A 19,929-nucleotide genomic window follows, 5' to 3' on the forward strand; every position below is an offset into this window, starting at 1 on the left:
CCACCTTCTGACTGACGACCGGGATCGAGGCTCCGTGATCACTTCCCCGCAAGACCACCAGCAGGACGCGCCACCCCATACCGGGAAGGCCGAAAGGCGCACGCCGCCGGTGATCCGGCTGCTGGTGCTGGCCACATTCGTGGTCATACTCAACGAGACCATCATGATCAACGCGATCCCGCGTCTGATGACCGCGCTGAGCATCAGCGAGCAGACCGCGCAGTGGCTGTCGACCGCGTTCATGCTGACGATGGCGGCGGTCATTCCGATCACCGGGTGGTTCCTGCAGCGGGTGTCCACGCGGGCCGCCTATGCCACCGCGATGGGCCTGTTCCTGCTGGGCACCGCGCTGGCCGCCGTGGCGCCGGCCTTCGAGGTGCTGCTGGCCGCCCGCATCATCCAGGCGTCGGGCACGGCCGTGATGATGCCGCTGCTGATGACGACGTTGATGCATGTGGTGCCGGAGAGCAACAGGGGCCGGGTCATGGGCAGCGTCAGCCTGGCGATCTCGGTGGCGCCCGCCATGGGGCCGACGATCTCCGGGTTGATCCTCGGCTTCGGGTCGTGGCGGCTGCTGTTCGCGGTGGTGCTGCCGATCGCGGCGCTGGTCACCTGGCGCGGTCTCGCGCAGCTGCAGAACGTCGGGGAGCCGCGCTTCAGCACGATCGACTGGTTCAGCGTGGTGACGGCGGCGGCCGGGTTCGGCGGCCTGGTCTACGGGCTCAGCAGGTTCGAGAGCGGTGAGGTCGGGGTCGCCGCGGGCATCGTGGCGGCCGGGCTCGCCACCATCGCCGTGTTCGTGGTCCGCCAGCTCGTGCTGCAGCGGCGCGGGGTGCCGCTGGTCGATCTGCGCACGCTGCGGCACCGCACGTACACGATCGCGCTGATCATGATGTCGGTGGCCTTCATGGCGATGCTCGGCTCGATGGTGCTGCTGCCGCTCTACCTGCAGAACGTCCGGTCGTTCAGCCCGCTGGAGACCGGGCTGCTGGTCATGCCGGGCGGCCTGGCGATGGGGCTGCTGGGGCCGGCCGTGGGGCGGTTGTTCGACAAGTTCGGCGGTCGGGTGCTCGTGGTGCCGGGCGCGATCGGCATCATGCTCTCGCTCGCGGGCTTCACCCAGATCACGATGACGATGCCCTACTGGCAGCTTCTCGCGCTGCACGCGCTGCTGTCGATCAGTCTGGCGGCGACCTTCACCCCGGTCTTCACGCTCGGGCTCGGCGCGGTCCCGCCGTCGCTCTACTCCCACGGCAGCTCGATCCTCAGCACGCTGCAGCAGGTCGCGGCGGCCATCGGCACGGCGCTGGTGGTCACGGTGATGAGCGCGCGCAGCGCCGCACTGCGGGCGTCGGGCGTCACCGACCTGCTCGCCGACCTCGGCGGCATGCGCCTTGCGTTCACCATCGGCGCGGTGCTGTCGGTGGCCGTGGTCATCACCGCCGTGCTGCTTCCCTCCAGGGCGGCTCCCGTCAAGGAGTGAGCGCCTTGCGCGGTCGCGGTGGCCGGTGTACAACCTGTCACCATCGACGAGGAAAGGTCATCAGTGACCGCGTTCGGCATTCTCGGTGCGGTGCAGGCTCGTTCGGCGGACGGGCCGGTGCACGTCCCGGGGAAGCAGCGGTCGGTGCTGGGCGTGCTGCTGCTCTACCCCAACACGCCGATCTCGATCGAGCGGCTGATCGACTGCCTGTGGGAGGAGCCGCCCGCCTCGGCGGTGTCCAACATCCACAGTTACGTCACCCGCCTGCGCCGTACGGTGGCGCCCCGCCTCGTCACCCAGGATCACCACTACCTGCTCCCCCTCGACCGCACTGAACTCGACCTGCTCGTCTTCGAGGACACGCTGGCCGAGGCACGCCGCCGCGCCGACGCGGGCGACCTGGGGGCGGCGCACGAGGCGTACCGGTCGGCGCTGTCGCTCTGGCGCGGCAGGCCGGCCGAGGACGCGCAGCTCACCGGCGCCGTGCTGCCGCGCGTCGCCGACCTGGAGGAGCTGGCGCTGTCCGCCCGCTGCGACTGGACGGACCTCCGGTTACGCCTGGGCCTGCACGAGGAGCTGATCGGCGAGCTGCGGGCGCTCGCCCAGGCCAATTCGCTCAACGAGCGCGTCTGGCGGCAGCTCATCCTGGCGCTGCACAGGTCGGGCCGCCGGGCGGAGGCGCTGGAGATGTACGGCCGGGTACGCGCGGTGCTCTCGGCCGAGCTGGGCGTCGAACCCGGCCCCGAGCTGCGTGACCTGCACGCCGCGATCCTCGCGGGCGACGAGACGCTGACCCCGCCCGTACGCGCCGCCGCCCCCCGCATCGTCCCCCGCCAGCTCCCGCCCGCGCTGGGCCGCCTGGTGGGCAGGCGCGCGGAGCTGGAGCGGCTGGAAGCGGTGTCGGCCGCGAAGCTGATCCTGGTGGTCGGGGGTGCGGGCGTCGGCAAGACCACGCTGGCCGTGCACTGGGCGCACCAGGTCGCCGGCCGTTTCCCCGACGGCCAGCTCTTCCTGGACGCGCGCGGTTTCGACCAGGCGCCGCCGATGAGCGCGGCCGAGGCGCTGCCACGCCTGCTCCAGACGCTCGGCTGGCCCGCCAAGGACATCCCCGTGGAGCTTGAGGCCCAGATCGGCCTGTACCGGTCGATCCTGGCCGGGCAGCGAGTCCTCGTGGTGCTGGACAACGCCGGCGATCCCGACCTGATCAGGGCGCTGATACCGCCGGGCAGCGGCTCGCGGATGCTGGTCACCAGCCGCGACCGGCTGAGCGGCCTGGTGGCGCTGGAGTCGGCGGCGCCGGTCACGCTGGACGTGCTCGACCTCGACGAGGCGGTGGCACTGCTCGCCGAGACCGCCGGGCCGGAGCGGGTTCGAAGAGAGCCGGAGGCCGCCGCCCGCCTGGCCGAGCTGTGCGCACGCCTGCCGCTGGCGCTGCGGGTGGCCGCGGCGAAGGTGGCGGCGGGCCCGCACAGGACGCTCGCCGAGTACGTGGCCGAGCTGGGCGGCCATGACCTGCTCTCGAAGCTCGAAGTGGCCGGCGACCGGCGTACGGCGGTGCGCGGCGCGGTCGGCAGGTCCCACGAGACGCTCACCCCGCGGGCTCGGCGGCTGTTCCGGCTGGTCGGGCTGGTGCCGAACACCGGCATCACGGTCCCCGCCGCCGCCGCGCTGTCCGGCTACCCGACAGGGGAGGCGGCCGGGCTGCTCGACGACCTGGCGCGGGTCCACCTCATGAACGCGGGACCCGACCGCTACACCTGCCACGACCTGGTGGTGACGTACGCGGCGGAGCGGGCGGCGGCCGAGGACCCGCCCGACGAGCGCGAGAGCGCCGTCACCCGCTATTTCGACTTCTACCTGCGCTCGATCGTGGCCGCGGGCGAGCACGTGGACGTACGCGTCGTCGGTCCCGCGCCGGGCTGCCCCGAGACGGAGGCGACACCGCTCGCCTTCGGCGACCGGGCCGAGGCGGAGAGCTGGCTTGACCGGGAGTGGGACACCATCGCCGCGCTGATCGCCCGCGCGGCCGAGCACGGCCCGTACGCCATGGCCTGGCGGCTCGCCGACGCGCTGAGAGACGTGCTGCCCTGGCGGCGGCCGGTCGCCGAGTCCTTGCGCATCGCCGAGCTGGGGCTGAAGGCCGCCCGCGCCGAGCGCGACAGCCTGGGTCAGGGCGCGACGCTGATGTCCATCGGGTACGTGCGGTGGCGCATCGGCGACCTGGAGGCCGCCATCGACGCCTACCAGGAGGCGCTGCCGTTCCTGCGCCGCGCCCGCTGGCGGGCGGGCGAGTCGGCGGCGCTGCGGGCCGCCGGGGTGGCGCTCGCGCAGGTGGGGGAGCCAGAGCAGGCCGCCGACAGGTTCCGCCGTGCGCTGGCCATCGACAGGAGGCTGGGCAACCGGGCCGGCGAGACGACCAGCCTCGCCAACCTGGCCTCGCTCTCCCTCGACCTCGGCCGGCTGCGCGAGGCCGAGCGCCGCCATCAGGAGACCATCGTCGCGGCCGCCGAGATCGGCAAACGCCATCTCGAAGCCGTCATCCTGGTGAACCTCGGCGTGGTCAGGCGGGAGCTGGGACGGCTGGACGACGCCAGGGCCACGCTCGGCCAGGCGCTGTCGGCCGGGCGGGAGACCGGGTCGCCGTACGTGGAGGCCATGGCGCTGGAGTCGCTCGCCTGCGTGCACCTGGAAGCCGGCGGGAACGAGGAGGCGCTGCCGGTCCTGTCGGACGCGGCAGAGGCGGCGCGCAGCGCCGAGAGCCCCGAGATCGAGGTGCGCGCGCTCATCGGGCTGGCGCTCGCCCACCTGCGGCTCGGGAACGTCGCCGAGTCCGGCGAGCGGCTCGATGCCGCCGCGGCGATCGCGGAGCGGACCGGCCACCGGCCGATCCAGGTGGAGCTGCTGCTCGCCCGCTCTGAGCTGGCCCGCGCCCAGGGCGCGCCCGCCGACGCGCTGGCCTTCGCCGGTCAGGCCAGGCACCTGGCGGGCCGGGGGTACGGGCTGGCGCTGGGCAAGGCGTACGCCGCCGTCGCGGACGCGCAGCTCGACCTGGGCGAGCCGGCCGCCAGCGAGGGGAGCTGCGAGGAGGCGCTGCTGGTCTTCCGCAGGACCGGGCAGCGGCTCGCCCGCGCCAGAACGCTGATCACGCTCGGCCGCGCCCTGCACGCCACGGGACGCCGGGACGCGGCACGGTCGGCCTGGCGGCGCGCGCACGCCATCGCCGCCGAAGCCGGAGCCCCCGAGCGGGGTCAGGCCGCAGCCCTGCTCGCCGGGTCCTGATCACGCCCGCCCGGCGGCCGGGCTTGGTCACGCCTGCTCGGCGGCCGGGCTTGATCATGTCACGGTGGCGCTTGATCACACCTGCTTGACGAACGGTGCGCCCTCGTACCCGGCGCGGCGGGCGGCACGCAGCGCCGTGCCCGGGGTCGGGCCGTGACCGACCACGCTGTCGTCGCCGGCGACGGCCACCCAGGTGCCCGCGGGCATGCCGGTCGCGGACCGCGCGGCGCGCAGCGAGCCGGCCAGCCGCTCGACGCGGCCGGAGGTGTCCACTTCCGACGCCGGCAGGCCGAGCCACTCGTGCGTACGCCGCTCGGCCCCGCGAAGCCGCCGCCAGATCACGTACTGGACGAGGATCGCCGGGCCGAGCACGGTCAGGAACGCCATCCCCGAGCGCAGCACGCCGGTGACGAACCCGATCTCCACCAGCACGATCAGGCCGATGCCGACGGCCGCGCCGATCCAGCCGGCCGCCTTGCCGTACGCCTTCGTCGCCACCAGCGGCCACAGCGTGAGCATCAGGCAGTCGCCGAGGCCCGCCGCCACCGGCGCCGACCCGCCCGTCACCGCCAGCAGCGGCGCGAACGGCTGCCCCACCACCTGGGCGAGAAACCGGTCGGTCAGGTCGCCGAGCCCGGTCGCGAACAGGTCGTACACCGCGAGCACGGTGGCGAACGCCGCCACGTGGCCCGCCTTCATGCCGGTCTGCGCCCACAGGCTGCTCACCCCGATGACGGCGATCACGATGAGCAGCGCGTTCAGCACCAGCACCGCGCCGCCGGACCCGGCGGCGGCCGCGGCCACGTCGGCGGCGACGAGCAGCAGCGAGAGCAGCGTCGCCCACCGCCCGCCGGCCAGCGGCGCGAGCGTCATCTGGGCGCCGGCGAGTAACAGGAGCCCGAAGATGGCGGAGACCGCGGGACCCGGCAGCGAGAGGTACGCGACGGGCATGACGACCACCAGGCAGCTCATGATGAGCACGTCCGAGGCGGTCGAATGCCCGACCGGCGGCCGGGGCAGGGTGAAGCGCCGCACGTAGCCGAGGCCGCCCAGCACGATCCCGGCGATGAGAACGTCGAGCAGGGCGATGTTCTGGAAGGTGAGCATGATGAAGGAGGTCTCCGGCGGCTGGGAAAGCGGCGGCTAGGAAAGCGACGTCTCGAAGCTGTGCTCGTACAGGTCGGCGCGGACCCGGCAGGGCTTGGGCAGGTCGTCCGCGCCGTCCACGAGCAGGATCTTGGAGACCTGGAGCGAGCGGGCGGTCGCCAGCTCCTCGATCCGGCCCAGCGCGCCGGGCGGTGCCACCACGTGCAGGTCAGGCTTGACCGGGTCGCCGGTCAGCGCGTACCTGGTCGGCAGCGGGACCTCGCGCACCCGCTGCAGCACCTCCAGGACGTCGCGGGCGGTCGGTCCTCCGCCGTAGCCGGTGGCCCGCCCGAGCACCTGGGACGTCGCCGGGAGCAGGGCGAGCTCGCAGCCGTACGGCTCGTCGGGCAGGCGGCGCACCAGGTCGCCCGTGCGGTAGCGGATCAGCAGCGTCGTCTCGCGGTACGGCGCGTACGGGGTGGCCACCAGCTCGCCGATCTCGCCAGGGGCGACCGGGGTGTCCGCGTCCACGTCGAGGACCTCGAAGTGGGCCTGCTCGGCGGCCAGGTGCAGGTGCTGCTTGCTGCACACCATGCCGGTGGTGGGGACGAGCTCCGTCATGCCGTACACGTCGGACACCGGCACGTCGAACACCTCGCGTACGCGCTCGCGCATCGCGTCGGTGAGGATCTCCGCGCCGGTGAAGATCCGGCGCAGCCCGAAGTCCTTCTTCTGCCAGCCGTCCCGCTCGGCCCGCTGCACGAGCGCTCCCAGGTAGGAGGGGACGGTGTAGAGGTCGGTGACGTACGGGGCCTTGCGGGGCAGGTGCAGCGGCGTGGCCAGCCGGTCGAGCGCGATGCCGGGATCGACCAGCCCCTGCGCGATGAAGCCGGACCCCACCAGGTTCAGCGCCCGCTGCGCCGTGATCAGGCCCACGGTCGCGCGCGAGCTGATGCACGACAGGCCCACGTGGTGCTCGCGCATGTCGCCGACGATCAGGTACGAGATCGCCGACAGCACCGCCGCCAGCTCAAGCTCGTACCGCGAGAACCAGACGATGGTCGGGATGCCCGTGGTGCCGGTGGTCTGCGCCAGCAGGACCGGCTCGCTCTGCTCCGACACGAACGCGGGGCCGGCGCCCCGCAGGGCCGACTTGGGCGTGGACGCCACCTGCGTGATCTCGTCGAGTCCGACCCCGGCCGGGTCGATGCCGTGCTCCCTGAACCACAACCGGTAGTACGCGGTGTTCTCTGCGGCGCGCTTGACCGCCTGCCGCAGCCGGCGGTCCGCCATCGAACGCCGGATCTCCGGATCGTCGACACCGCCGCCCGGCGGCAACTCGCCCGCACCCTCACCCGGCTCGCCCAGCTCGGCCAGCATCAGGCGGAGGTCGGTCACCATCTTCCGTAGTGCGTCCACATCGAAGCGGCCACCGCGAAGGACGGTGGCGGCGTAACGAAGCTGTCGAGCGGCAGTGGCGAGCAATGGCACCTCGATTCATCGTGACGGCGCGATGGGGCCGGCCGGCCCGCGAGGGACCGGCCGGCTCTGTCCGATCAGGTGGCGGGGATCTGGAACAGCGCGGTCGTCAAGGTGCTGACGGCGTACCTGGCGTAACGCAGGCCCATACGGATCACAGGTTCCTCCAATCGACGCTCGCCGCGGAGTTCCGCAGCGAGGCAGGTGATCGCCTCCCGGCTACGATCGCTCGGCACTCCACAAAAGCTCCACATGATCACCACATGGGCCTGTCAACCGTGAACGCCCTGCTCAGGGGCTGGGATGCGGGTGAGGGTCAGGCGCGGCGCCTGGCGCGGTAGGCGCTGGCCTTGGCGCGGTTCTGGCAGGACAGGTCGCAGAAGCGGCGCGAGGCGTTGCGGGTGGTGTCGAAGAAGACCAGCGTGCACTTGCCGGCCTGGCACGCGCCCAGCCTGGCGGCCTGGCCGACGCCGATCACCATGGCGAGCGCGGTGCCCATGTCGGCCGCCCAGGCGTCCACGGGGTCGGCGTCGGGGCGGTGGAAGGACAGGCCGAGCGGGTTCGCGGGGGAGCCGTGCAGGTTGGGTACGGCGTGGTGGCGTACAAGGAGGTCGTTGAGCCCGGCGGCGGCGTCGGCGAGGCCGTCGCCCGCGGCGAACACCGGCCGCAGCTCGGCGGCGATCTCGGCCAGCCGGTCGGCGTCCGCGGGGGTGAGCAGGTTCGCGGCCGGATGGACCGTGAGGTGCTGCTGAGCGGCGAGCACGGCGGCCAGCCGGTCGGCTCCCGACGCGGGCGGCGTGACGGCGCGGCCGTGCTGGAACGGCGTGGCCAGGGTGTTGATCAGCCGTACGGCGAGCTCGATCCTGCTCCCGACATAACCGTCTATTTCCGCTTGACCAGTGATTCGCCATGCTTCTACCATCACTGGCATACCTTATCTAGACAGTGAGGATTATTGTGGCCTTCGAGCAACTCGCCCGGCAGATGTGGCACCAGATCGAGCCGGTGCACGCCACGCTCTACTACAGCAAGGAGGCGTACGAGGAGGCCGCGGCGCTGGGCTACGCCGTCGAGCCGCGCTGGCCGAGCTACTTCGCCTGGCGCACGGCGCCCCTGGGCGCCGCCGGTCGCGGGCTGGTCGCCGCCGCGTACTACAGCTTCAGCCCGAAGATGATCGCCGAGTACGTGCCGGCGATCTGGGCGACGGCCGCCCCCGACCAGGTGCTCGAGGCCAGGCTGCGGGCGGTCGATCGGACGGTCCGCGCCCTCACCGGCGATGTCGCGGCGCTCGCGGAGGCGGCCGAGCTGGCGGTCAGGGCGGCGGAGAGCGCCGACGTGGCGCACCGGCCGCTGGCCGCGGCCAACCTGGCGCTGCCCTGGCCCGACGAGCCGCACCTGCGGCTGTGGCAGGCGTACACGGTGCTGCGCGAGCATCGCGGCGACGGGCACCTGACGGCGCTGCAGGCGGCGGGGCTCGACGGGTGCGAGGCGCTGGTGTCGTTCGCCGCCGTCGGGGCCGCGCCCGCCGCCACCTTCGACAGCCGGGGGTGGAGCGAGCAGGAATGGGCGGCGGCCCGCGAACGGCTGGCCGCCCGTGGGCTCGTCGACGCCGACGGCGTGGCCACCGACGAGGGGCGCGCCCTGCGCAACCGGGTCGAGCGCCACACCGACCAGCTCGCCGCCGGACCCTGGCGGGCGCTCGGCGAGGAACGCGCCGCACTGCTGGCCGAGCTGAACCTGCCGCTGCTCGGCGCGGTGTTCGAGTCGGGCATGCTGCCCTCGCAGACCACGCTGGGCATCGGCAAGATCGCCGTCGCGTACTGACCGGGCCGCGTCGGAGGTACGGACCGGAGAAAGAAAAGGGCCCGCCACCGCGAAGGCGCCGGGCCCGAAGCTTCGGCCCGCCATGTCAGCGGGCCGGGAAGAAACCCCTGTGACAGGGCCGGAGGTGGCCCGCCACTCCTTCAGCAGGTGGTGGCGGGCCGGGAGGATCAGGACAGGTCGAACCGGTCGAGGTTCATGACCTTGTCCCAGGCGGCCACGAAGTCCTTGACGAACTTCTCCTGGGCGTCGTCGCAGGCGTACACCTCGGCGAGCGCCCGCAGCTCCGAGTTGGAGCCGAAGACGAGGTCGGCGCGGGTGCCGGTCCACTTGAGCTCGCCGGTGGAGGCGTCGCGGCCCTCGAAGGTGGTGGAGTCTTCGGAGGTCGGCTTCCACGTGGTGTTCAGGTCGAGCAGGTTGACGAAGAAGTCGTTCGTCAGCGTGCCGGGCCTGGTGGTGAAGACGCCGTGCTGCGACTGCTGGTAGTTGGCGCCCAGCACGCGCAGACCGCCGACCAGGACGGTCATCTCGGGGGCGCTGAGGGTCAGCAGGTTGGCGCGGTCGATGAGCAGGTACTCGGCCGGGAGCCGGTTGCCCTTGCCCAGGTAGTTGCGGAAGCCGTCGGCCTTCGGCTCGAGGGCGGCGAAGGACTCGACGTCCGTCTGCTCCTGCGTGGCGTCCACGCGGCCGGGCGTGAACGGCACCTCGATCTCGAAGCCCGCGTCCTTGGCGGCCTTCTCGACGGCCGCGCAACCGGCCAGCACGATCAGGTCGGCCAGCGAGACCTGCTTGCCGCCGGTCTGCTCGCCGTTGAACGCCTTCTGGATGCCCTCAAGGGTGCCGAGCACGTTCGCGAGCCTGTCGGGGTCGTTGACCTCCCAGCCGGCCTGCGGCTGCAGGCGGATGCGGGCACCGTTGGCGCCGCCGCGCTTGTCGCTGCCGCGGAAGGACGAGGCCGATGCCCACGCGGTGGAGACCAGCTCGGAGACCGACAGGCCGGAGGCGAGGACGCGGCTCTTGAGCGTGGCGATGTCGTCGGCGTCGATCAGCTCGTAGGTGCGCTCGGGCAGCGGGTCCTGCCAGAGCAGCACCTCGCTCGGCACCTCGGGGCCGAGGTAGCGGGCCACCGGGCCCATGTCGCGGTGGGTCAGCTTGAACCACGCCCGCGCGAACGCGTCGGCGAACTCCTCGGGGTGGTCGAGCCAGCGCCGCGTGATCTGCTCGTAGATCGGGTCGTAGCGCAGCGACAGGTCCGTGGTGAGCATCGTCGGGTGGACGCGCTTGTTCGGGTCGTGGGCGTCCGGAACGGTGCCCTCGCCCGCGCCGTCCTTCGGCCGCCACTGCCAGGCGCCCGCCGGGCTCTTGTACAGCTCCCACTCGTACTTGTAGAGGGTCTCCAGGAAGCTGTTGTCCCACTTGGTCGGGGTCGGGGTCCAGATGCCCTCAAGGCCCGAGGTGATGGTGTCGGCGCCCTTACCGGTGCCGAAGCTGTTGCGCCAGCCGAGGCCCTGCTCCTCCAGGGGCGCGGACTCGGGGTCGGGGCCGACGTTCTCGGCCGGACCGGCGCCGTGGGTCTTGCCGAACGTGTGACCACCGGCGATCAGCGCGGCCGTCTCCTCGTCGTTCATCGCCATGCGGCGGAACGTCTCGCGGATGTCGCGGGCGGCGGCCAGCGGGTCGGGGTTGCCGTTCGGGCCCTCGGGGTTGACGTAGATGAGGCCCATCTGGACGGCGGCCAGCGGCTCCTCCAGCTCGCGGTCGCCGGTGTAGCGCTCGTCGCCGAGCCACGTGGTCTCGGGGCCCCAGTAGACGTCGTCCTCCGGCTCCCACACGTCCTCGCGGCCACCGGCGAAGCCGAAGGTCTTGAAGCCCATCGACTCCAGCGCGACGTTACCGGCGAGGATCAGCAGGTCGGCCCAGGAGAGCTTCCTGCCGTACTTCTTCTTGACCGGCCACAGCAGGCGGCGGGCCTTGTCGAGGTTGGCGTTGTCGGGCCAGCTGTTGAGCGGGGCGAAGCGCTGCTGGCCGGAGCCGGCGCCGCCGCGGCCGTCGCTGATGCGGTACGTGCCCGCGCTGTGCCAGGCCATCCGGATGATGAACGGCCCGTAGTGGCCGAAGTCGGCCGGCCACCAGTCCTGCGACGTGGTGAGCACCTCGGCGATGTCACGCTTGACCGCCGCGAGGTCGAGGGTCTTGAACTCCTCGGCGTAGTTGAAGTCCTCGCCCATGGGGTTGGCCACGGCGGGGTTCTTCGCCAGGATCTTCAGGTTGAGCCGGTCCGGCCACCACTGACGGTTACCGCCGCCCTGGGTGGGGTGGGGTGCGCGGTGGGCTACCGGGCAGCCACCTCCATCCTCCGGCTTCGGGTCCGTGACGATCGCGTCGTGGTTTTCAGACATGGGAATCCCTCCGGACTATCTGACGCAAGATGCTCATGAGCTGGTGGCTGTGGAACAGTCGGGGCACAGACCCCAGTAGATGACCTCGGCCTCGTCGATGGTGAAGCCGTGGTCGTCGGACGCGTGCAGGCAGGGCGCGTGTCCGACCGCGCAGTCCACGTCGGCGACGGCGCCGCAGACGCGGCACACGACGTGGTGGTGGTTGTCGCCGACCCGTCCCTCGTATCTCGCCGGGCTGCCCGCCGGTTCGATGCGGCGGACGAGTCCGGCGGCCGTGAGGGCGTTGAGCGCCTCGTAGACGGCTTGGAGCGAGATGTGGCCGACGCGCTCGCGCACCCCGGCGGCGATGGCTTCGACGTCGAGGTGGTCACCGTCGCGGACGGTCTCGAGCAGCGCGACCCGGGCGGCGGTCACCCGCAGCCCTACGCTGCGCAGCTCCTCGGCGCCGGTCGGCGTCCTGGGTGCGGTCATGGCGACTAACCTACTCACCTAAAGGCGAACGATACAAGTTTATGAACGATGCAATTTCAGTGTCGCTTCAAAGATAACTTGGGGTTCCGTTGGGTTTGCCCCGGTTCGGAGGCGGCCCCGTCGCGTGGTCACGGGGTGAGTGAGCCGAGGAGGGTGCGGGCGAATGCGACGACCGCCTGGCTCGCCGGCGAGTCCTGATCGCCCAGCGCTGAACGCCTGCCGTGTCGCCGTCGCGGCCGGCCGGACCGGGTTACGCTCGGCGGCGTGACGTGGGATCCCGACGCCCCGGGCGTGCTGCGCCTGCCTTCCGGGCGGCTGGTGCGCGGCCGTGGCCTGCGCCATCCGCTCCCGCCGGGCCCTGAGCCCGACTTCGGCCTCTACCTGCTCGGCAAGCAGCCGCCGCCCACCACGTGGGAGCAGCGGTGGGTGCGCTGGCCGGACTTCTGGCTGCCGTCCGATCGGCGTAAGGCCGCCGCCGACCTGCGGGAGGCGTGGGAGCGTGCCGCGTCGGAGCGGGTCGAGGTGGCCTGCGGCGGCGGACGCGGGCGCACCGGCACCGCACTCGCCTGCCTGGCCGTGATCGACGGCGTCCCCGCCGATCAGGCGGTCGCGTACGTGCGGGAGCACTACTCCCGCCACGCCGTCGAGACGCCCTGGCAGCGCCGCTACGTCGCCCGCTTCAGCGCCCAGCCGTCACCCGACCGCCCCTGAGCCCGCGCTCGCGGCCGACCGTCGACCCGACCCCGCAAGCCCGCGCTCGCGGCGAGCCGCCGTCACTCGACCGTCCGTAAGCTGTGCCCGATCGTGGCCGTGCCCGGTGCTCAGCCTGGCGATGATGCGCAGGCGCAGCGGGTTGGCCGGCGCCGCCGGCATCGCGGCCAGGGCGTCACCGGTGGAGCCCGGCGCTGAGGAGGTCATGGCTCGCCGTCGCCTGCCCGGCGGGCGAGGAACGGGGTCGGCGGCCCGAAGGCCAGCCCCACGGCCAGGCAGATCAGCGGGATGGCCGGGATCACGTACCGGACGTCGAAGGCGGCGAGGAACGGCGGCGAGGCGACGAGCGCGAGCGCGGCCAGCGCGGGCAGCAGCGCGTCCCAGCGCCGCCGCAGCGGCGCGGCGACCAGGGTGCCTGCCAGGACCAGCGTGAGCACAGGGAACGGCACGTACCCGAAGCGCTGGTAGGCGCGCAGCCAGCCGGCGTACGGCTCGACCACGCGGGTGGCGGCGGGCCCCATCTCGTACGACTCCGCGACGCCCCGTACCGACTCGCTGATGGGCCGCTCGGACGAGGGGAACTTGTACGGCGTCTTCTCGTCCACGGCCGTCCGCTCCCACCGGAAGAGCTGCCCGAGGTCGGTCAGCACGGCACCGAGGTATTCGCCCGGCTGGGCGAGGATGGCGGCGCGGGCGAACTCACCGGCGAGCCGGTTGCGGTTGGCCGTGCCCGGCACCTTCGGCAGCGGCGAGAAGTCCTCCCACAGCCAGTGGGGCGGGTAGGGCCGCTCCTCGACCGGCATGTCGGGGCAGAGCACCTTCAGCCGCTCGGGCGGCTTGATGACGTCGCAGTCGGCGAAGCTCATGGTGCGCGACCACAGGAAGTTCCCGTCGGCCTCGGTCAGCGCGAAGACGCCCTTCTCGGCCTTCATCCAGGTCGCGTACGCGCCCAGCGGGATCGCCCCGGCGACCAGCAGCGCCACCAGGGGGCGCCAGCCGTAGCGGCGGATGAGCAGGTAGGCGGCGGTGAGGATGAGCAGCGGCAGCCCGACGGTCCTGGTGATGCCGGCCAGGCCGAGCAGCATGCCGCCGGTGGCGGCGGTGGCCGGGGTGACCCGCCGGACGAGCAGCGCGACCGCGGCGGTGACGAGCACGATGAAGACCGCATCGGCCATGATCATGTGCTCGAGCAGGATCATGAACTCGTCGTAGAGCAGCGGGGTGACGAGCAGCGTGGCGCCCCAGCCGGGCAGGCCGCGGCGGCGCAGCAGGGCGTACAGGGCGACCGCGAGCCCCAGCACGAGCAGGTGCTGCAGGACCGTGACCAGCGTGAGGCTGTGGGCGGGGCGCAGCAGCGCGAGCAGCAGGGAGTAGCCGGAGGGCCGCGTCGTGCCGGGGGTCAGCTCCTCGCGCAGGAAGGCGAAGGAGTCGCCGTAGAAGAGGATGGCCGGAGGGAAGCCGAGCACGGCGAGCACGCGCAGCCCGATCGCCGGCAACATGGCGATGACCAGTGCGCGATGGGCCAAGACGAATCCGCTTCCTCGTGAGTCCCGGGACCACACAATAGTGGACAAGCTGGTCAGCGCATCGGGGCCGGGCTTGCCGCGACTATTTCCGAATGACATTCTGAAAATGAGGTCCGGACATGCCGTACGCCGCCGGAGGGATGCATGACCGTCGCCGACCGTCCCGCGATCGACAAGGAAGCCCTCCGCCGGAAATATCGCGAAGAGCGCGACAAGCGGCTGCGCCCCGACGGCAACGACCAGTACATCCGCCTCACCGGCCGCTTCGCCCGCTACCTCAAGGACCCGTACACCCCGGTCACGGCACGCGCCCCCAAGACCGACCACGTGACGGTCGCCTTCATCGGCGGCGGCTTCGCCGGGCTGCTCACGGGCGCGCGCCTCAAGGAGGCCGGCATCGACGACGTGCGCATCGTGGAGAAGGGCGGCGACTTCGGCGGCACCTGGTACTGGAACCGCTACCCCGGCGCGCAGTGCGACACCGCCTCGTACGTCTACATGCCGCTGCTCGAAGAGACCGGCCACATGCCGTCGGAGAAGTACGCGCACGCGCCGGAGATCCTCGAACACTGTCGCCGCATCGGCAAGCACTACGGCCTGTACGACAACGCCCTCTTCCACACCGAGGTCACCGACCTGGAGTGGGACGAGGCCCGCTCCCGCTGGATCGTCCGCACCGACCGGGGCGACGCGTTCACCGCTCGGTTCGTCGCCATGGGCATCGGCCCGCTGCACGTGCCCAAGCTGCCCGGCATCCCCGGCATCGACGACTTCGCCGGGCACTCGTTCCACACCAGCCGCTGGGACTACGCCTACACCGGCGGCGACCCCTCCGGCGCACCCATGGACCGGCTCGGCGACAAGCGGTTGGCGATCATCGGCACCGGCGCGACCGCCGTGCAGTGCGTGCCGCACCTCGCCAGGGCCTGCCGCGAGCTGTACGTCTTCCAGCGCACGCCCTCATCCGTTGACGTACGCGACAACCGGCCGACCGACCCCGAGTGGTTCGCCTCGATCGCCACGCCCGGCTGGCAGCAGCGCTGGCTGGAGAACTTCACCGCCAACCAGACCGGCGTCCTGGCCGACGAGGACCTGGTGATGGACGGCTGGACCGACATCGCCCGCCGCTTCCGCGCGAAGATCAGCGCGCTGCCGCCCGGCCAGATCACCCCGGAGAGCGTGCAGGCCGCGTTCGAGGACGCCGACTTCGAGAAGATGGAGGAGATCAGGGCCCGCGTGGACGCCGTCGTCCGCGACCCGGAGACCGCCGGGAAGCTCAAGGCGTGGTACCGCCAGCTCTGCAAGCGCCCCTGCTTCCACGACGAATACCTCCAGGCGTTCAACCTGCCCGGCGTCCACCTGGTCGACACCGACGGCAAGGGCGTCGAGCGCATCACCGAGCGCGGCGTCGTGGCGGCCGGCCACGAGTACGAGGTGGACTGCGTCATCTACGCCTCCGGCTTCGAGGTCGGCACCGACTACACCCGCCGCGCCGGCTACGAGGCCAGGGGGCGCGGCGGGGTGCGGCTGTCGGAGCGCTGGGCCGACGGGATGCGGACCCTGCACGGCATCCACGTGCACGGCTTCCCCAACGTCTTCATCGTCCAGCCGGCCCAGGGCGCGAACCTCATCTCCAACATCCCGCACAACTTCACCGAGGCCGGCAAGACCATCGCCGCGATCGTCAAGCACGCCATCGAGCACGGCCACACCCAGGTCGAGGCCACGCGGGAGGCCGAGGACGCCTGGATCGAGCTGCTGCTGTCGGGCAAGGGGCGGATCATGGGCTCGCTCGACTGCACGCCCGGCTACTACAACAACGAGGGCCGCGACCTCGGACTGAAGTCCTGGCTGAACGTCGGTCACCCGCAGGGCGCGATGGCCTACTTCGCCTACATCGACCGCTGGCGGAGCTCGGGCGACTTCGAAGGGCTGACGTTCCGCTGAGGAGCGCGTGCGAGGGGCGGGCGTTGCGCTGAGAAGCGCGTCCGAGGGCCTGAGCCTTCGGTGAAAGGGCCTGAGCGTGCGGTGAAAAGCTAGACCCGGCACTACTGACCACGCCTCGCACCAGCGGTTACGGTCGCAGAATGCTCGACAGGACCGCGCTGGAAGCCCTCACCCGACGGCCCTTGCCGTTCCTCGCCTCCGCCTGGCCGTGGCGCGGCGCCGCGTACCTGCTGGCCAGCCTGGTCCCCGGAGCGGCGGCGGGGGTCACGGTTGCGGCGACCGCCGCCGGGTTCGGCTTGACGCCGTATCTCGGCGTCGCGACCGGGCTGGCCGCGCTGGCGCTGTGCGTGCCGCTCGTCGCCGCCTTCGAACGCCTCCGCCTGCGCCTCGTCGACCGGATCGCCGTGCCGAAGCCGCCGGACCGGCGCAAGCGGGAGGCGGGACTCGCGCTCATGACCGTGCTGGCGCTGTGGTGGATCGACCTGATCATGCTCGCGTTCACGGCCGGCGGCCCTGTGCTGCTCATCCTCACGCCGGTCGTGCAGCCCGACGTCAACACCGTGGTCAGCACGGCGTGAGGGGCTGATGGTTCATGGGGGCATATGTCATGACCCGGCGCGCTCAGTATGGTTCGGTGGCATGAACGAGCAGTGGCAGGAAGTCGGCGACCGGGTCTACGTACGGCGCCACCGGTCGTACGACGTGAACACGGGCCTGATCGTGGGCGACGGGCACTGCCTGGTGCTGGACACGCGCGGCTCCCACCGTGAGGGCGCGGACCTGGTCGAGGCCGTCCGGCGGATCACCCCGGCCCCCTGGACGATCGTCAACTCCCACTCCCACTTCGACCACTTCTTCGGCAACGCGGCGTTCGGCCCCGCCGAGATCTGGGGCCACGTCAGGTGCGCCGAGGAGATCGAGCAGTACGGCGAGCAGCAGCGGGCCCACCTGATCGAGAGCCGCCCCGAGCGGCGCGACGAGTGGGAAGAGGTCACGATCGTGCCGCCGGACCACACGTTCGCCGCCGCGGCCAGCCTCGACATCGGCGGGCGCATGGTGCACCTGCGGCACTTCGGGCTCGGCCACAGCAGCAACGACATCGTGGTGCAGGTGCCGGACGCGGGTGTGCTGTTCGCCGGCGACCTGGTGGAGGAGGGCGCGCCGCCCGCGTTCAGCGACTCCTACCCGCTGGACTGGCCGGTCACCACGGCCGCGATGCTCGCCGAGATGCCCGAGCAGGTGATCGTGCCCGGCCACGGCGCGGTGGTGGACCGGGCGTACGTGCAGGGGCAGCAGGAGGAGCTGGCGCTGGTCGCCGACCTGGCCAGAAAGGCCCACGTGGAGGGGCTGCGCGACTCGATCAAGCTCTTCCCCTACCCCGAGCCGATCTCCCGCCAGGCCATCGAGCGCGCCTTCATGCAGCTCGACCAGCTCGACGCCTCGGTCAGCTGAGGTCAGCCGAGCGGTCAGCCCGGGTCAGCAGAGGTCAGCCGAGGTGAGGCCAGCAGAGGTCAGCAGAGGTCAGCCGAGGGGGAAGCGCGCGACGAAGCCGGAGTCGTCGTACACCAGCGAACCGCCGTGCAGGTGCGCGATGTCCCTGGCGATGGGCAGCCCGAGCCCCGCGCCGCCCGCGTCCCTGGCCCGCGCCTCGTCCAGCCGGGTGAACCGGCCGAACACCGCCTCGCGCTGGTCCGGCGGGATGCCGGGGCCGTCGTCGCTCACCACCAGCACCGCCGCGCCGTCCTCGGCGGCGACCCGCACCTTCACGGTCGAGGCGGCATGGCGTACGGCGTTGTCGACCAGGTTCGTCACCAGGCGGTCGAGATGCGCGCTCGACCCTGACATGACCACGTCGGGCGCGACGTCCAGCTCCACCCGCACGCCGGGCCGCCGCCTGGCCCGCAGCGCCGCCTCGGCCGCCACCTGACCCAGGTCCAGCTCGGCGGCGCGCAGCGGCTCGCCCGCGTCCAGCCTGGCCAGCATGAGCAGGTCGGCGGCCAGCGACTGGAGGCGTTCGACGTCGGCCAGCGCCTCGGCGGTCAGCTCGCTCGGCTCGGCCAGCTCCAGCCTGGCCCGCAGCGTCGCGATCGGGCTGCGCAGCTCGTGCGCGGCGTCAGCCACGAACCGCTTGTGCTGCTCGACGGCCGTCTCCAGCCGGTCGAGCGTGCCGTTCACGGTGGTCGCGAGCGCCGCGACCTCGTCCTTGGAGCGCGGTACGGGCACCCGCTGGTGCAGGTCACGGGCCGTGATGTCGGCCACCTTGGCGCGGATCGCGGCCACCGGGCGCAGCGCGCGGCCCACCGAGAGCCAGGTCATCGCCGCCACCACCGCCAGCAGCGCCGGCACGCCGGGCAGCAGCGCCCCGTAGACGGTGCGCAGCGCCTGCTCGACGCCGTCGAGCGGGACCCGCGACAGCAGCGTGGCGGGACCGTCGGCGGTGGTCACCTCGACGGCGGCGACGGCGTACCCGCTGGCCCTGACCAGCTCCGCGGCGCCGTCCTCCTTGGTCACCATCACGTCGGGGTCGGCGAAGCGCACCGCCACGCCCTCCTCCGGGACCGCCGCCCGCTGCGCCCCCTTCACCAGCTTGGGCTCTTCCGCCGGGGCCTTCGCGTCCGGCTCGGCGATGCGCTCTGTGGAGTGCTCGGGGATCTCCAGCGTCCGCGCGTACGGCACCGCCGCCGTGGCCCTCCTCGCCGCCTCCGCGTCGGCGCTGCTGACCAGCGTGCCGCGCAGCGACACCACCAGCACCAGCGCCGCCATGCCGAGCGCGAGCGCCACGACGAGCGTGGCCGCCGCCGTCGCGCGCACCCGCACCGAGGACAGGCCGGGGGAGAGCCGCCGCCAGAGCGCCTTCGGGCCGCGCGCGAGCTTCCCGGACAGGATCGTGATGCGCGGACGCCGCGTGAACCAGGGGGAGTGCCGCGTGAACCAGGGGGAGCGCCGCCCGTTCTCGGGGGAGCGCCGGGCGATCACGCCGCCTCCAGCCGATATCCGGCACCGCGTACGGTGATCAGCGTCGTCTTCCCGAACGGCACGTCGATCTTGCGGCGCAGCGCGCTGATGTAGACCTCCACGATGTTCGGGTCGCCGTCGTAGCTGAAGTCCCACGCCTGGGCCAGCAGGTCGCTCTTGGAGACCACCTCGCCGGCCCGCCGGGCGAGCGCGTGCAGCACGGCGAACTCCTTCGGCGTCAGCGCGATGTCCACCTCGCCCCGGCGGCAGCGCAGCCCCGCCGGGTCGATGACGAGGTCGCCCACGGTGATGCAGACAGGCCGCTCCCGCCCCCCGCGCCGGACCAGCGCGCGCAGCCGGGCCAGCAGCACCACGTACGAGAACGGCTTGGCCAGGTAGTCGTCGGCCCCGTTGTCCAGCGCCTCGGCCTCGTCGTAGACGCCGTCCTTGGCGGTGAGCATCATGATCGGCGTCCAGTTACCGGCTTCGCGCAGCCGGGAGCACACGGCGTAGCCGTTCATCCTGGGCAGCATGACGTCCAGGATGATCACGTCGTAGGTGTTCTCGGTGGCCAGCCACAAGCCGTCGCGCCCGTCGTGGGCGACGTCCACCGCGAAGCCCTCGCCCGCCAGCCCACCCTTGATCAGGTCGGCCAGCCGCTCCTCGTCCTCCACCAGTAAGACTCGCACGCCGTCCAGCCTGCCTCAGCGCACCTAAAGCGAACCTGAAGATCATTTGGGCTCTCTTCAGGATCACTTCAGGTCCGTGCGGC

15 protein-coding genes are annotated in these 19,929 nt (G+C 72.2%); 7 read left to right on the forward strand and 8 right to left on the reverse strand.

The features are described 5' to 3' along the window. Positions 1 to 34: 34 nt before the first annotated feature. Positions 35 to 1,483, forward strand: a complete 1,449-nt coding sequence (locus AB0K67_RS19250; protein ID WP_364061482.1) for an MDR family MFS transporter — start codon at positions 35 to 37, stop codon at positions 1,481 to 1,483. Positions 1,484 to 1,573: 90 nt separating this feature from the next. Next, positions 1,574 to 4,762, forward strand: a complete 3,189-nt coding sequence (locus AB0K67_RS19255) for a BTAD domain-containing putative transcriptional regulator (RefSeq protein ID WP_364061485.1) — start codon at positions 1,574 to 1,576, stop codon at positions 4,760 to 4,762. Between the two features lie 75 nt (positions 4,763 to 4,837). Here AB0K67_RS19255 and AB0K67_RS19260 read toward each other — a convergent pair whose 3' ends face one another. The 3 genes from AB0K67_RS19260 to AB0K67_RS19270 all read right to left on the reverse strand — a co-directional run bounded on the left by AB0K67_RS19260 (position 4,838) and on the right by AB0K67_RS19270 (position 8,249). After that, on the reverse strand, positions 4,838 to 5,869 hold the full coding sequence (locus AB0K67_RS19260; RefSeq protein ID WP_364061488.1) for a DUF5678 domain-containing protein: 1,032 nt from the start codon (positions 5,867 to 5,869) through the stop codon (positions 4,838 to 4,840). A 36-nt stretch (positions 5,870 to 5,905) separates the two neighbouring features. Next, on the reverse strand, positions 5,906 to 7,249 hold the full coding sequence (locus AB0K67_RS19265) for an AMP-binding protein (RefSeq protein ID WP_364061491.1): 1,344 nt from the start codon (positions 7,247 to 7,249) through the stop codon (positions 5,906 to 5,908). A 394-nt stretch (positions 7,250 to 7,643) separates the two neighbouring features. Continuing rightward, positions 7,644 to 8,249: a CGNR zinc finger domain-containing protein gene (locus AB0K67_RS19270; RefSeq protein ID WP_364063213.1), complete on the reverse strand. Its 606-nt coding sequence runs from the start codon at positions 8,247 to 8,249 to the stop codon at positions 7,644 to 7,646. A 35-nt stretch (positions 8,250 to 8,284) separates the two neighbouring features. Between AB0K67_RS19270 and AB0K67_RS19275 the strand changes: the two genes are divergently transcribed. Then, complete coding sequence (locus AB0K67_RS19275; protein ID WP_364061494.1) at positions 8,285 to 9,151, forward strand: hypothetical protein; 867 nt, start codon at positions 8,285 to 8,287, stop codon at positions 9,149 to 9,151. A 167-nt stretch (positions 9,152 to 9,318) separates the two neighbouring features. Here AB0K67_RS19275 and katG read toward each other — a convergent pair whose 3' ends face one another. Next, positions 9,319 to 11,547 carry a catalase/peroxidase HPI gene (gene katG / locus AB0K67_RS19280; RefSeq protein ID WP_364061497.1) on the reverse strand — a complete coding sequence of 743 codons (2,229 nt, stop codon included), beginning with the start codon at positions 11,545 to 11,547 and terminating at the stop codon, positions 9,319 to 9,321. A gap of 33 nt (positions 11,548 to 11,580) precedes the next feature. Further along, entirely contained in the window at positions 11,581 to 12,018 is a 438-nt protein-coding gene (locus AB0K67_RS19285; protein ID WP_364061500.1) for a Fur family transcriptional regulator, read from the reverse strand. A gap of 264 nt (positions 12,019 to 12,282) precedes the next feature. Here AB0K67_RS19285 and AB0K67_RS19290 point away from each other — a divergent pair, with 264 nt between their 5' ends. Beyond that, the gene (locus AB0K67_RS19290) at positions 12,283 to 12,729 is read left to right on the forward strand and encodes a protein phosphatase (protein WP_364061503.1); all 447 of its coding nucleotides are present in this window, start codon (positions 12,283 to 12,285) and stop codon (positions 12,727 to 12,729) included. Positions 12,730 to 12,932: 203 nt separating this feature from the next. Here AB0K67_RS19290 and AB0K67_RS19295 read toward each other — a convergent pair whose 3' ends face one another. After that, entirely contained in the window at positions 12,933 to 14,255 is a 1,323-nt protein-coding gene (locus tag AB0K67_RS19295; RefSeq protein WP_364061506.1) for a hypothetical protein, read from the reverse strand. 144 nt (positions 14,256 to 14,399) lie between these two features. On the opposite strand from AB0K67_RS19295, the gene AB0K67_RS19300 reads away from it, so the two are divergent. The 3 genes from AB0K67_RS19300 (at position 14,400) to AB0K67_RS19310 (ending at position 17,654) form a co-directional block, all read left to right on the forward strand. Further along, positions 14,400 to 16,202, forward strand: coding sequence for an NAD(P)/FAD-dependent oxidoreductase (locus AB0K67_RS19300; RefSeq protein ID WP_364061509.1), 1,803 nt, complete (start codon positions 14,400 to 14,402; stop codon positions 16,200 to 16,202). A 140-nt stretch (positions 16,203 to 16,342) separates the two neighbouring features. Continuing rightward, positions 16,343 to 16,780 carry a hypothetical protein gene (locus AB0K67_RS19305; protein WP_364061512.1) on the forward strand — a complete coding sequence of 146 codons (438 nt, stop codon included), beginning with the start codon at positions 16,343 to 16,345 and terminating at the stop codon, positions 16,778 to 16,780. 61 nt (positions 16,781 to 16,841) lie between these two features. Next, positions 16,842 to 17,654 carry an MBL fold metallo-hydrolase gene (locus tag AB0K67_RS19310; RefSeq protein WP_364061515.1) on the forward strand — a complete coding sequence of 271 codons (813 nt, stop codon included), beginning with the start codon at positions 16,842 to 16,844 and terminating at the stop codon, positions 17,652 to 17,654. A 69-nt stretch (positions 17,655 to 17,723) separates the two neighbouring features. Here AB0K67_RS19310 and AB0K67_RS19315 read toward each other — a convergent pair whose 3' ends face one another. Together AB0K67_RS19315 and AB0K67_RS19320 are read right to left on the reverse strand one after the other, a co-directional pair. Continuing rightward, entirely contained in the window at positions 17,724 to 19,178 is a 1,455-nt protein-coding gene (locus tag AB0K67_RS19315; protein ID WP_364061518.1) for a HAMP domain-containing sensor histidine kinase, read from the reverse strand. Then, a complete protein-coding gene (locus AB0K67_RS19320) occupies positions 19,175 to 19,846 on the reverse strand; it encodes a response regulator transcription factor (RefSeq protein ID WP_364061521.1) in 672 nt (223 codons plus the stop codon). The genes AB0K67_RS19315 and AB0K67_RS19320 overlap by 4 nt, the downstream gene beginning before the upstream one ends. Positions 19,847 to 19,929 lie beyond the last annotated feature (83 nt).

Source organism: Nonomuraea sp. NPDC052634 (genome assembly GCF_040678535.1).
Classification (GTDB): Bacteria; Actinomycetota; Actinomycetes; order Streptosporangiales; family Streptosporangiaceae; genus Nonomuraea; species Nonomuraea fastidiosa.